Source organism: Pseudomonas sp. ICMP 8385 (assembly GCF_002699915.1).
Taxonomy (GTDB): domain Bacteria; phylum Pseudomonadota; class Gammaproteobacteria; order Pseudomonadales; family Pseudomonadaceae; genus Aquipseudomonas; species Aquipseudomonas gessardii.
Genome location: NZ_LKBY01000091.1, coordinates 211419 through 224753 on the forward strand (window position 1 = coordinate 211419; position 13335 = coordinate 224753).

The window sequence follows — 13335 nt, forward strand, 5'->3', positions numbered from 1 at the left end:
GAAGCGAGCATGGATGTGAGCAAGACCAAGAGCAGTTTCTACCGCCGCCTGTATGTGGCGTATCTGATCGATAGCCAATTGGCCAGCAGCGTCCCGGCATTGACCGAAGCGACCGGCATGCCCCGGCGCACGGCCCAGGACACCATCGCCGCGTTGGCGGACCTGGATATCGTCTGTGAATTCGAGCAGGAAGATGGCGCCCGCAATCATGCCGGGCGCTATCGGATTCGCGACTGGGGGGCGATTGACCGCAGCTGGATTGAGCGCAACCTGATGCAGGTCAAGCAGGTGTTGGGTTATCCCTGAGTTCGCGGTGACAGGCCTGGCGCTATCGCGGGCAGCCCGTTCCCACAGGTTGATTGCGGCCACATGTGGGAGCGGGCTTGCCCTAATGCCAGTCAGTTAAGCCTTTTTGTAGGAGCGAGCTTGCTCGCGAAGAACTTGAGAGCGCCGCGTTTACCTAGCAAACACGCGTTATCGTTGACGTCCTTCGCGAGCAAGCTCGCTCCTACAGAAAGCAGAATCCGCTTAACTGACTGGCATTAGGGCTTGCCCGCGATGGCGTCCTCAGGCGCGCCGCATCCCAATATGCGGAATATCATCCTCCAGATACACCTCCCCCTCGACCTTGAACCCATATCTGGCGTAGTACCCCTGCAAATGCGCCTGGGCTGAGAGAAAGATCGGCGTCTGCGGCCAGATATCGTCGATCTGCTTGAGGGTTTCCTCCAGCATCTGGTGGCCCAGGCCGGTGCCCCGGGCCACCTCGGCCACCAGCACACGGCCGATAACCACGTCACCGCCATGCAGCTCCGGGTCCAGCAGGCGCAGGTAGGCCACCAGTTGGTTGTCCTGCCAGGCCATCAGGTGGTGGGTATCGCCTTCCAGGTCCTGGTCATCGATATCCTGGTAGATGCATTTCTGCTCGACCACAAACACCGCTGCCCGCAGACGCAAAATGGCGTAGAGCTGTTCCTTGCCCAGATCATTGTGGTGCTTGCAAACCCAATCGACAGTCATTGTTCCATCTCGCATAAAGACCTGACCCGGATAGTAATGCCCTGGCCGGCGACTGTCTTGGGCGACGGTGCAAACACCGGTAAAACCGCGTTTTTTGTGAGTGGCGTCAATTTGCCATCATTGAGTGCTTTCGCCGTGGGGTTCTTTGTGTAATCTGCGGTACACCGCGAGCGATAAGCTACAGTCAGAACCTGGAAGACCTCCCGCCAGGCGCCATCGCCCGCAAGGAACTGCCCGTTGTGCAAGGACATTAAGCATGCTGCGATTGTCTCGTGCCGTTGCTTTGATCGTATTGTTGTTGCTGGCCCCCACGGTGGCCGCAGAACGCTTGCGCCTGGTGGCGGATGCGTGGCCGCCGTTTACCGATGCGAGCCTGGTCAATGGTGGCCTGGCCACTGATATTGTCAGCACCGCCCTGGCGCGTGCCGGCTATGCCAGTGATTTCGAGCAGGTGCCGTGGGCGCGGGCATTGATGGGGGTGGGTGACGGGCGTTATGACGTGCTGATCAATGCCTGGTACGACGAGGCGCGCACGCACTTGGGGCAGTTTTCCGCCGAGTACCTGCTCAACCGCGTGCGTTTTATCAAGCGCCGCAATGACCCCATCGAGTTCCAGAACCTGCAGCAATTGCACGACTACCCTGTCGCCGTGGTGCGTGGCTACGCCTATTCGGCAGACTTTGATGCCGATCCCCATTTGCACAAAGTCCCGGTGCATAACTTCGCCATGGCCGTGCGCATGCTGGCGGCCCAGCGGGTGCGGCTGACGGTGGAGGACGAGTATGTCGCGCGTTTTTACCTGGCACGGGAGTCACCCAGGGTACGCAATGCGGTGGAGTTTTTGCCCAAGGCCTTGAGCGAGAACAGCCTGCATATTCTGGTCAGCCTGAAAAACCCCAAGCATGAGCAGATTGTTGCCGGGTTTGATCGGGAGATCAGCAAGATGAAGGCGGATGGCAGTTATGCGCGTCTTCTTAAGCAACATGGGATGTAGTGTTCTTAAGGCCGCCATCGCGAGCAAGCCCGCTCCCACATTTTGATCTGCGAATACTTTCAAGTGTGGGAGCGGGCTTGCTCGCGATAGGGCCCTAGGCCGCGCTGGTTTCCTTGATCAAATGCGCCGCCAACGTACGCAGCGGCCCCAACTGCCGACAGATCAACGCCAGTTGCGTCTGCACCAGCCTTTGCGCCTCATCGATCTCATCCGGCATCTGCTCCAGCTCCACCGCCAGCGCTTCCTCGGCATCGCTCTGCACCGCAATCGGCTGTTTGTTCGCCAGCCCCGTGGCGATTTCGTCGATGCTGCTGGCCAGGGTCTTGCCCGCGCCTTCGATCAGGTGCTCGCGCACGTCCGCTGGCAGTTGGGTATCGCGGTGTGCACCCAGCCCCGACAGGTAGCTGAGCAAGGTGTGGGACAGCACCAGGAAGCGGAAACCCACATCGGCTTCCTTACGGAAGTGCCCAGGCTCCATCAGCATATTGGCCAGGGTGGTGGACAGCGCGGCGTCGGCGTTGTGCGCATTGCGCCGGGCCAGGCGGTAGGCCAGGTCGTCGCTCTTGCCGGCGGCATATTGCTGCATGATCTGGCGTAAATAGATGCTGTTGCAGGTCAGGGTGTTGGCCAGCACTTTGTTCAGGCGCCGGCCTTGCCAGTCTGGCAGGAACAGGAACACCGCGAGCCCGGCGATCAGGCTGCCGAGCAAGGTATCGAACAGGCGCGGCAGGAACAGCCCGTAGCCATCGCCCACCTGGTTGAAGCAGAACAGCACCATCAGGGTAATGGCGGCGGTGGCCAGGGTGTAGCGGGTGGTGCGGTTGATAAAGAACACCAGCCCGGCGGCGATGGCGAACATCGACTGCACCAGGGGGCTGGGGAACAGGTCGAACAGCGCCCAGGCCACCGTCAGGCCAATGGCTGTGCCGACGATCCGCTGGCCGAGCTTGCGCCGCGTGGCGCCGTAGTTGGGCTGGCAGACAAACAGAGTGGTGAGGATGATCCAGTAGCCCTGGGACGGGTGGATCAAATGCACCATGCCGTAGCCGACACTCAGCGCCAGGGGCAGGCGCAGGGCGTGACGGAACAGCAGCGAAGTCGGCGTCAGTTGGGTACGCAGGCGCGTCCACATTTCCTTGAGGTTGCGCGGCGAACGGTCCAGCAGGCTGCTGTCGCTGGCATCGGCCAGGCTGTCGGGGTTGCTGGCGTCACTGAGCAGGCGGTCGAGGGTCGACAGGTTGGCCGCCAGCGCGCGCAACGAACGCAGCAGGCCGCGCCAGGCCGGGTTGCTCTGGATGCGCAGGTGTTCGAGGGAGGCATTCAGGTCGCCCAGGGCCTCGGCGAAGCTATCGTCATAGACAAACGGCTGGCGCAACTGGATCGACTCGGCGAGGGCCTGGCAGGCCTTGCCTTGCTGGCGCAAGAGGCGCTGGCAGCGGAACAGCACGTCACTGTGGAAGAACGCCTCGGCCAGGGCGTTGTAGGGGTAGTGGGAGGAACTGGCGCGTTCGTGGATGTCCTGGGCCAGGAAATACAGCTTGAGGTAGCGGCTGACCTTGGAGCCCGGCCGGCCATTGCCGACACGGTGCAGGATGATTTCCTTGGCCGCATTGAGCGCCGCCACCACCCGGCCATTTTGTTGCGCCAGCTCCAGGCGACGGGCTTCGACGTCCAGTTGGCGAATGGGCTCGAACAGCGACGACTTGAGCTTGAGGTAACGCCCCAGTTCGCGAAACAGCCGGGCCAGGCTCTGTTGCACCGGCTGGTTGGAAAACAGCGCCTGCCACAGCACCGACAGCACGCCATACCAGGCGGCGCCGGCCACCAGCAGCAAAGGCTCGTGCCAGAAGTCGGTGACGGCGCCACCGCGCTGGTCCACGCCGATCATGGTGTAGACCGACAGGATCAAGGTGGCCGAGGCAATCGCGCCATAGCGCTCGCCCAGGGCGCCGAGCATGGTCAGGCAGAAACTCGCCAGGGCAATGGCGATGGCAAAGATCCACGGGTAGGGAAACAGCAACTCCACCGACAGCGCCGCCACGCTGAAACACACCAGCGTTACCGCCAGTGCATTGAGGCGGCCTTGCCAGCTGTCATCGGTCTCGGCCAGGGCGCTGGCGATAATCCCCAGGAACAGCGGGATCAGCAGCGACATTTCATCCTGATACCAGCACAGCGCCATGCTGCCGGTGAGGGCGATAAACACCCGTACGCTGTAACTGAACTTATCCAGTGCCCAAAGGCGCCGCATGGACTGCTTGAACGAGGTCGAGGACATGAAGGCTGGGGTCTTCCGGGACGATGCCGCTAAATTGAGCCAGTAATGACGCTACGGCAAGCGTGGCGATCACATTCATAAGCAAAAAATATCCCAGGCACACCACAATCCAACTGTGGATATCAGGCGTATTGCGCCGCCGCATACCCCGACGCCCACGCCCACTGGAAGTTGAACCCGCCCAGGTGCCCGGTCACGTCCAGCACTTCGCCGATAAAATACAGGCCGGGGCTTTTCAGCGATTCCATGGTCTTGGACGACACTTCCCGCGTATCCACCCCGCCCAGGGTGACTTCGGCGGTGCGGTAGCCTTCGGTGCCGGCCGGGACCAATTGCCAGTTGCCCAGCTGGGTGGCGATGTCTGCCAGTTCGGCGTGGGTGTACTGCTTCATCGGCTTGGACACAAACCACGTCTCGGCCAGCAGGTTGGCCATCTTCTTGGTGAAGATCTCGCCCAGCAGGGTCTTGAGCTCGCTGTTGGGGCGCTCGGCCTGTTGCTGTTGCAGCCAGGCGTGGGCGTCGTGGTCGGGCAGCAGGTTGATCTCTACCGTGTCGCCGGGCTCCCAGTACGAGGAAATCTGCAAAATCGCCGGCCCGCTCAGGCCGCGATGGGTAAACAGAATGTTCTCGCGAAAGCTCTGCCCATTACAGCTGACCAGGCAATCGACTGAGGTTCCGGACAGCTCGCCACACAGCGCCTTGAGCTGATCGGTGATGGTAAACGGCACCAGCCCGGCGCGGGTCGGTAGCAGCTCATGGCCGAACTGCTTGGCCACCTGGTAGCCAAAGCCGGTGGCGCCCAGGGTGGGAATCGACAGGCCGCCGGTGGCGATCACCAGGGACTCGCAGCGCAATTCGCCGAGGGTGGTCTGCAACTGATAGCCGCTGTCGAGTTTGCTGATCGCCTGGATCGAGGTGTCCAGGTGCAGGCTCACGCCGGTCTGGATGCACTCGTCGAGCAGCATGCCGAGGATGTCGCTGGATTTGTTATCGCAAAACAGCTGGCCGAGTTTTTTCTCGTGGTACGGCACGCCATGCTTGGCCACCAGGCCGATGAAATCCCACTGGGTGTAGCGGGCCAGGGCGGATTTGCAAAAGTGCGCATTGTGCGAGAGAAAGTTGGCCGGCTCGGTGTACATATTGGTGAAGTTACAGCGGCCACCGCCGGACATCAGGATCTTCTTGCCGGCCTTGTTCGCATGGTCGATCAACATCACCTTGCGCCCACGCCCGGCGGCGGTCAGCGCGCACATCAAGCCTGCGGCGCCAGCGCCAATGATCACAACTTCGGTCGAGCGCACAGCAATGTCCTCACAAAAACCTGATGATCGTTCCCACGCTCTGCGTGGGAACGCCTCATGGACGCTCTGCGTCCGCTTGATGACGCAGAGCGTCACGGGATGCGCTCCCACGCAGAGCGTGGGAGCGATCGGGAGTGGTGTGTTTACAGGATCCGCACGCGCAACGAACGGCCCTTGATCTTGCCGTCGTTCAAGCGCTGCAATGCCTGCTTGGCAACGCTGCGCTCCACTGCCACGTAGGCCTGGAAGTCAAAGATCGCGATCTTGCCCACCTGGGCGCCCGGGATCCCGGCTTCACCGGTCAGCGCGCCAAGGATGTCGCCTGGGCGAACCTTGTCTTTACGACCGGCAGCAATGCACAGCGTGCTCATCACCGGCAGCAGCGGCGCGCCGCCCTGGGATTTGAGGTTGCTCAGTTGGTCCCAGTTCAGCGGGGCCTTTTGCAGCAGTTCGATGGCCTGGGCACGGTGTGCCTCGGACGGCGCCACCAGGCTGATGGCGATCCCGGTCTCACCGGCACGACCGGTACGGCCCACGCGGTGGATGTGGATTTCCGAGTCGCGGGCCAGTTCGACGTTGATCACCATGTCCAGCGAGTCGATGTCCAGGCCACGGGCCGCCACGTCGGTGGCCACCAGTACCGAAGTACTGCGGTTGGCAAACATCGCCAGCACCTGGTCACGGTCGCGCTGTTCCAGGTCGCCATGCAGGCCGACCGCAGAAATGCCCTTGGCGGTCAGGTGATCCACGGTTTCTTGCACTTGCTGCTTGGTAAAGCAGAAGGCCACGCAAGAGGCGGGACGGAAGTGCGACAGCACCTTGGTCACCGCGTCCATGCGTTCATCCGGGGAGATTTCGTAGAAACGCTGCTCGATCTGCTCGTCGGAGTGGAACGCTTCGGCCTTGACCTGCTGTGGCGCGCGCATGAATTTGGAGGCCAGTTGCTTGATGCTCACCGGGTAGGTGGCCGAGAACAGCAGGGTCTGGCGACGGGCCGGGGTCTTGCTGATGATGTCTTCGATGGCGTCGTAGAAACCCATGTCGAGCATGCGGTCGGCTTCATCGAGGATCAGCGTGTTCAAGCCGTCCAGCACCAGCGAACCCTTGCGCAGGTGTTGCTGGATGCGGCCCGGGGTGCCGACGATAACGTGGGCGCCATGCTCCAGGGAGGCGATCTGCGGGCCCAGGGACACGCCGCCGCACAGGGTCAGCACCTTGATGTTGTCTTCGGCGCGGGCCAGGCGGCGGATTTCCTTGGCCACCTGGTCAGCCAGCTCGCGGGTCGGGCACATCACCAGGGCCTGGCAACCGAAGTAGCGCGGGTTGATCGGGTTCAGCAGGCCGATACCGAAGGCGGCGGTCTTGCCGCTGCCGGTCTTGGCCTGGGCGATCAGGTCCAGCCCCTTGAGGATCACCGGCAAGCTTTGCGCCTGGATCTGCGTCATCTCGGTATAACCCAGCGAGTCGAGGTTAGCCAGCATGGCGGCGGAGAGCGGCAAAGTATTAAAAGCGGTGGCGATGGTGGTCACGGGACTGGCTCTGCAAAACAAAATGTCGCGCAGTGTACCAGTCCCGTGGGAATTTCCCTGCAAGTTCTAGACGAGTCGCTGCTTAAGGCTCAATGTCGTGCTCGCGGCTGACCACCCGTTTGCCATCTTTTGGCGACAATTGCAGGAAGATCGCCGCCGCCAGCATCGCCATGATGCCCACGGTCAGGAACGTCAACTGGAAGGCCTCAAGCACCGTATTGACTCCATCGTTACCGGCTTGGGCAGTAAACCCGCCGAGCAGGGCGCCGGCACAGGCCACGCCCAGGCTCAGGGCCAGTTGTGCCACCACCGACAGCAAGCTGTTGCCGCTGCTGGCCTGGGCGTCGTCGAGGTCGATCAGGGTCACGGTGTTCATCGCGGTAAATTGCAGGGAGTTGATCGCCCCCAGCACGGCGAGCATCGCCAGCAGCAGCGGGTACGGCGTCTGTTCGCTGACCAGGCCCATGCTCGCCAGCATGATGCCCAGCGCCAGGGTGTTGCCGGTGAGCACGAGGCGATAGCCCAGGCGTTCGATCAGCGGCCGGGCGATGGACTTGGCAACCATCGCCGCCGCCGCCAGGGGCAGCATGCTCATCCCGGCCTGGGACGGCGAGTAGCCCAGGGCGATCTGCAGCAGCAAGGGCACGAGGAACGGCAGGGCGCCGCTGCCCAGGCGCGCGAACAGGTTGCCGAGAATGCCCACGGCAAAGGTGCGGGTCTTGAACAGCACCGGCGAGAACAAGGGGTTGTCGACATGCCCGGCGCGCAGCCAGTAGGCCGCCAGGCACGCCATGCCGCCGAACAGCAGCAACATCACGCGCAAGTGCGGCAGGTGCAGCTCGCCCAGGCCTTCCATGGCAATGGTGATCAGTACCATCGCTGCGCCAAACAGCAAAAAGCCCAGGCTGTCGAAGCGTGTACGCTCGCTGCCGCGCAGGTCGGGGATGAATTTCCACACGGCGTAGCAGCCGATCATGCCCACCGGCAGGTTGATCAGGAAGATCCAGTGCCAGGTCAGGTACTGCACCATCCAGCCACCCATGGTCGGGCCGAGCAGGGGGCCGAGCAGGCCGGGAATGGTGATAAACCCCATGATCCGCACCAGCTCTGAGCGCGGGTAGGCGCGCAGCACCACCAGCCGGCCCACCGGCAGCATCAGCGCACCGCCCAGGCCCTGGATCACCCGTGCACCCACCAGCATGCTCAGGCTGCTGGACAGGGCGCACAGCAGCGAGCCGATGCTGAACAGCATGATCGCGCCAAAGAAAATCTTCTTGGTGCCGAAACGGTCGGCGATCCAGCCCGAGGCCGGGATCAGCAAAGCCACGGTAAGCATGTAGGCGATGATCACGCCCTGCATGCGTAGCGGGTTTTCTGCCAAGTCTTCGGCCATGGCGGGCAGTGCCGTGTTGAGAATCGTGCCGTCGAGCGATTGCATGAAGAAGGCAATCGCGACCACCCAGGGTAACCAGCGGGCGGTCTTGGCATCGAGCACGACACGATTGGGCATGGGATCCCTTTTGTTAGCAGGCTATGTGTTGCCGATTATGCGCCAACCTCTACCGGTTTTCCCACTGGCGGTTCGTCTATATCGGCGATGGCCACGTCCTGGCCCACCAGGAAGTCGATCAGCGCCCGATGCACCGCCAGCGCCGCCTCCCGCGACTCCAGGTCGAGCAAATGGCCGGTGTGTTCGGCGCTGGCGAAGCTGCTGCGGCCCACGTACTGCTTGAACAGTTGGGCTTCATTGGCCGGGGTGTATTCGTCCAGGGTGCCGTTGAGAAAGTGCACCGGGGTTTCGATCTGGCGCAATTGCGGCAGGTAGTTACCATCACCCAGGGCCAGTACCTGGTGAATATGAAAGCGCGCCTGGCGGTATTCGGTGGTGGCCATGGTCGACAAGTGCCGATGGTTATTGCGCTTGAGCCGGCTGGAGAGGAATTTGCCGACCGTCTCATTGAGCAAGTGGCCGACGGCGGACTTGTCATCGGCCTCGATCAGCACCCGCACGCGCTCCACATATTCGAGCATCGCCGGGTTGAGGTTGGGCGCCAGGGCCATGACCACCGAGCTTTCGATGGACGGCGGGTTGCGCGCCAGGGTCAGCAGGGTCGAGATGCCGCCCCAGGAGGCCGACACCAGGTGGTTGACCTGGAAGCGCTCCACCAGCGCCCGCAGGATCTCGACTTCGTCGTCCTTGGTCACCAGGTCCAGGTCGGTGTTGTAATGGCGCGAATAGCCGGAAAACGGTAGGTCGAACATCAACACATTGAAGTGCTCGGCCAGGCACTTGCTGGTGCGGGCGAATGAGCGGGTGGTGGACAGCGCGCCGTTGACCAGCAGCACGGTCTTGCGTTGCGGATCGTTGCCCAGTTGCTCTACGTGAACGTTGTAGTGCTTGAACAACTTATCAATGACAAAACTTCCTTGGTACATGTCAACGCTCCGGCTCGCCCTATCCCGGGCGAGGTCATGCATCATTTGCGAACAAATGGGTTGAGAGTGGCGGGATGCCACTAACCTTTATAACGAGGTTTTGGAGTGTCGACAACAGCCCGCCAGACAATGGGATTTTTCATCAAGATGCAGGGCGCTTACTCCTACAACGTTAGCGTGAGGCGTTTTACCAGCGCGCCGGGCAGCAAGTTGGACGAGGTGTTGCGCTCGCCATAGGTACTGGCCGACAGCAGCAACTCGCGCTCGGCCGTCAGCGCTTCCAATTGCGAACCCAACAGGTGATACACGCTGTCATCAAAACGCATGGTGCTGACCGGCGCCTTGATCTTGCCGTCTTCCACCCAGAAGGTGGCGAACCGGGTCATGCCCGTCAGGCGCGCCGCCGGTTGGTCGGAGTAGTTCAGGTACCACAGGTTGCTGATATACAGGCCGGTGCCCAGTTGCTTGAGGATATCGGCCTGGGCCAGGTTGCCGGCCGCCATCTGCAAGGCGCTGGGCGACTCATCGCCGCTGGCGCCGTTGGTGCTCAAGCCGTATTCGGCGGCGCTGCGCGAGTTGACCAGTTGCCCTTGCGCCTGGCCCTTGGCGATCAAGGTCACGTCGCTGCGCGGGTAACCGTCCCGGGAAAACGCCGGGCTCAGGGAGGTCGTGATCTGTTCGCCCAGGCCCACCAGCGGGCTTAGCGCCTGGTCGCCGGCATACAGGCGCTGCAACGGGCTGCCCTTGCTGGCGATGGCCTGTGCAGAAAAACCACCCCAGGCCAGCAGGCCGATGATTTCTTCCATGGCCGCCGGTGCCAGGTAGGCGCGGTATTGGCCAGGCGCCAGGGGGTGTAACGGCCGGCCAAGGAACGCCAGTTGTTCGCGGGCTTGCTGCAAGCGCTGGGCAAAGGCCGCGCTGTCCCAGGCAGCGCCGGCGTAGCTGGCCTTGACCGCCTCGCCATTGGCATGGAACAGGCTGAAGTCAAAGTTGAAGCTATTGGCCTGGTGCCAGCCAAAAGCCCCCGCTGAGCTGGCGAACCCACGGCTGATCGGCCCGGCGGCATAAATGCCGACCAGATCGAGCCCTTGGGCGCCCTGGCTGATGTCGGCCAGCACCTGATCGAGGGCCGGCAGTGCCTGGGCCTGCTCGCTGGTGGTTTGCCAGGCCGTGCGGTTGAGCAGCAGGTAAGGATCCCTGGGCAGCAACGGCAAGGTGTCGCGCAGTTGTTGCAGGCCCTCGGCCAGGCGCTGGCGGTCCACCTCGGGGGTGCCAGCCAGGGTGATAGCGAGGTCGGCGTGCCGGCCATCGTTGATCAGTTTGAGGTTGAGGCCGGCCTGCTGCACCTGGCCGGCCTGGCGTACTTTGGCGTGGTTGAAACGCACGAATTCGGACGACTCCGCCGCGTAGCCCAGGTGAAACTGTTCCTCGTCGGTGATGGCCTGCTGGAGCCACTGCACCAGGTCCTTGAAAGCCTTCATCAGGCGTCTCCTCCAAACACATCCACATTGCTGAAGACACACGCCGGCGATGCATGGCCGACGCGGATCACCTGGTTCGGCTCGCCCTTGCCACAGTTGGGCGTGCCCAGCACCTTGAAGGTACTGGCATCGCCCACGGCACTGAGCTTGCGCCAGAACTGCGCGGATATCGCCCGGTAGTTGGGGTTCTTCACCACGCCCTTGAGCTCGCCGTTCTCGATCAACCGGCCCCATTCGCAGCCGAACTGGAACTTGTTGCGGGCGTCGTCGATGGACCAGGAACGGTTGGTCGACATCAGGATGCCGTGTTCGATGCCGCCGATCAGTTGCGCCAGGCTCTGGTCGCCAGCCTCGATATTGAGGTTGGCCATGCGGTCGATGGGGGCGCGGTTCCAACTGCTGGCACGGCTGTTGGCCACGCCGCCCAGGCCCGAGCGGTATTGCGACAGCGCCCCGCCCAGGGGCCTGAGCAGCAGGCCGTTACGGATCAGGAACTGCTTGCTGGCGGGGGTGCCGTCATCGTCGTGGGCGTAACTGGCCAGTTGCTCGGGGATATCCGGGTCGAAGGTCACGTTCAGCAGATTGGAGCCGTATTGCAGATGGCCGAAGTCGCTGGCCTTGACGAAGCTGGTGCCGGCGTAATTGCGCTCGTCCCCGAGGATGCGGTCCAGCTCCAGCGGGTGGCCGATGGATTCGTGGATCTGCAGGATCATCTGGTCGGGCATCAGCAGCAGGTCGCGCGGGCCCTGGGGTGTGTTGGGGGCCAGCAGCAGTTGCAGGGCCTCGTCGGCCACCCGTGGCGCGGCGCCGACCAGGCCGAAGCGGCTGATCACATCAAAGCCGCCTTGCTGGCCAAAGTTGCTGCCGCCCAGGGTGCGGGTCTGGCTGTCGGTGCCGTCGTAGGCGGTCACGTTGACGCCGGGGAACATAAAGCGTTGGGCCTGGCGCAACTCGGCGCCGGCACTGTTGAGGTAGATCTGTTCAACATGGGTGGTGCCCAGGCTGACTTCCCAGCTCACCAGGCGCTCGTCCTTGGGCACGGCGGCCGATTCGGCGCCGAGCAGTTGGTAGCAGTCGCTCAGGGACGGGAAGGGTTGGTCGAGCTCTGGCGACAGGTAGTCGGCAATGTCACTGGACACCGGCTGGTCGCGCAGGTCGAGCAGGGCATGGGGCCTGATCCGCCGTGCTTGCTGTTCGGCGCGCTCCAGGGCGGCTTGCAGGCCGGCCAGGGAAATATCGTGAGTGGCCGCGTAGGCTTCGACACCGTTGAGGCGCACGGTGAGCATGGCGCCTTCATCACGGCTCAGGTGCGGCGGTTCGGCGACGTTCTTGCGCACCGACAGGGACTGGCCGGACTCGCGCACGTAGCGCAGGGAGAAGAATTCGGCGCGGGTGCGCAGGGCGGCGAAATGTTGTTTGAGTTGCGGGTGTTTGTCGAACATGGGGACCTCCTTGTTGGCCTTGAGGGCCCCATCGCGGGCAAGCCCGCTCCCACAGGGGGAACGCATTCCAAATGTGGGAGCGGGCTTGCTCGCGATGCTATTGGCTTTAGACCGGGCAACCCTTGGCGCGCAGGATGGCGTCAAAGCGATCAGGGTCCAGGGTGCCGGCTTCGATGGCGGCCAGTGTGGCTTTCTCGCGGGCCAGCAGGTCATGGCAGCGCACCAGCAATTCCGGCAGTTCGCTGCGCGAAGCGGCGACCACGCCGTCGCCGTCGCCGATCATCAGGTCGCCAGGGGCAACCAGCATGCCGGCGCAAGAGATCGGTACGTTGATCTCGCCACCGCCGTCCGTGCTCGGGCCACGGTGTACGCCGCCGATGGCGTAGGCCGGCAGTTCGCCGGTCTGCCATTCGTCGAGGTCGCGCAGGGCGCCGTTGATCACCACGCCCACAATGCCGGCCTTCAGGGCCATGGCGCGCATGATGCCGCCGAACACGGCGCGGGTCAGGTCGGCGCTGCCGTCGATCACCAGCACATCGCCCGGGCGGGCCATCTGCATGGCTTTGAGAATCATCAGGTTGTCACCGGGGCGCACCCGCACGGTCAGGGCGCTGCCGAGCATCGGTGCATTGCCGTGGAAGGCCTTCAGGCCCAGGCCACCGACGTTACGGCCCAGGCAATCGCTGACGGCCGCAGCCGGGATCTTGCTGAATTCCTTCAGCCATTTCGGATCCAGCGGTTCAACGTTTGGATTGATCAGGAAGCCGGTAGGCCATTTGCTCGAAGAAACGACATCAAACATGAGAAAGCCTCGTGGCCAGGCAGAAGCCGGCGTGTCGGTAGGAAGGTGAAAC

General features: G+C 62.9%; 11 protein-coding genes. 2 read left to right on the plus strand and 9 right to left on the minus strand.

Features of this window, described 5'->3' with window-relative positions; translation table 11 throughout:
- The first annotated feature begins 9 nt into the window (after positions 1 to 9).
- On the plus strand, positions 10 to 306 hold the full coding sequence (locus AO268_RS10705; RefSeq protein ID WP_099168651.1) for a winged helix-turn-helix domain-containing protein: 297 nt from the start codon (positions 10 to 12) through the stop codon (positions 304 to 306).
- Between the two features lie 261 nt (positions 307 to 567).
- Here the strand turns inward: AO268_RS10705 and AO268_RS10710 are convergent, their stop codons facing one another.
- Positions 568 to 1020 (minus strand): GNAT family N-acetyltransferase, encoded by a 453-nt coding sequence (locus AO268_RS10710; protein WP_076965316.1) that lies wholly within the window; start codon positions 1018 to 1020, stop codon positions 568 to 570.
- A 256-nt stretch (positions 1021 to 1276) separates the two neighbouring features.
- Between AO268_RS10710 and AO268_RS10720 the strand changes: the two genes are divergently transcribed.
- Positions 1277 to 2014, plus strand: a complete 738-nt coding sequence (locus AO268_RS10720) for a substrate-binding periplasmic protein (RefSeq protein ID WP_099168652.1) — start codon at positions 1277 to 1279, stop codon at positions 2012 to 2014.
- Positions 2015 to 2108: 94 nt separating this feature from the next.
- Here the strand turns inward: AO268_RS10720 and yccS are convergent, their stop codons facing one another.
- The 8 genes from yccS to AO268_RS10760 form a co-directional block, all read right to left on the minus strand.
- On the minus strand, positions 2109 to 4292 hold the full coding sequence (gene yccS / locus AO268_RS10725) for a YccS family putative transporter (RefSeq protein WP_076965313.1): 2184 nt from the start codon (positions 4290 to 4292) through the stop codon (positions 2109 to 2111).
- Positions 4293 to 4414: 122 nt separating this feature from the next.
- Positions 4415 to 5593 carry an NAD(P)/FAD-dependent oxidoreductase gene (locus AO268_RS10730; RefSeq protein ID WP_076962327.1) on the minus strand — a complete coding sequence of 393 codons (1179 nt, stop codon included), beginning with the start codon at positions 5591 to 5593 and terminating at the stop codon, positions 4415 to 4417.
- A gap of 143 nt (positions 5594 to 5736) precedes the next feature.
- Complete coding sequence (gene dbpA, locus AO268_RS10735) at positions 5737 to 7074, minus strand: ATP-dependent RNA helicase DbpA (RefSeq protein ID WP_232243967.1); 1338 nt, start codon at positions 7072 to 7074, stop codon at positions 5737 to 5739.
- 130 nt (positions 7075 to 7204) lie between these two features.
- Positions 7205 to 8632: a multidrug transporter subunit MdtD gene (gene mdtD / locus AO268_RS10740; RefSeq protein WP_076962325.1), complete on the minus strand. Its 1428-nt coding sequence runs from the start codon at positions 8630 to 8632 to the stop codon at positions 7205 to 7207.
- Positions 8633 to 8667: 35 nt separating this feature from the next.
- Positions 8668 to 9558 carry an alpha/beta fold hydrolase gene (locus tag AO268_RS10745; RefSeq protein ID WP_099168653.1) on the minus strand — a complete coding sequence of 297 codons (891 nt, stop codon included), beginning with the start codon at positions 9556 to 9558 and terminating at the stop codon, positions 8668 to 8670.
- Between the two features lie 164 nt (positions 9559 to 9722).
- Positions 9723 to 11039 carry a TldD/PmbA family protein gene (locus AO268_RS10750; RefSeq protein ID WP_099168654.1) on the minus strand — a complete coding sequence of 439 codons (1317 nt, stop codon included), beginning with the start codon at positions 11037 to 11039 and terminating at the stop codon, positions 9723 to 9725.
- On the minus strand, positions 11039 to 12481 hold the full coding sequence (locus tag AO268_RS10755; protein ID WP_099168655.1) for a TldD/PmbA family protein: 1443 nt from the start codon (positions 12479 to 12481) through the stop codon (positions 11039 to 11041). Before AO268_RS10755 ends, AO268_RS10750 begins: the two co-directional genes overlap by 1 nt.
- Before the next feature lie 106 nt (positions 12482 to 12587).
- Positions 12588 to 13283, minus strand: coding sequence for an RraA family protein (locus tag AO268_RS10760; protein WP_029297314.1), 696 nt, complete (start codon positions 13281 to 13283; stop codon positions 12588 to 12590).
- Positions 13284 to 13335: the final 52 nt, after the last annotated feature.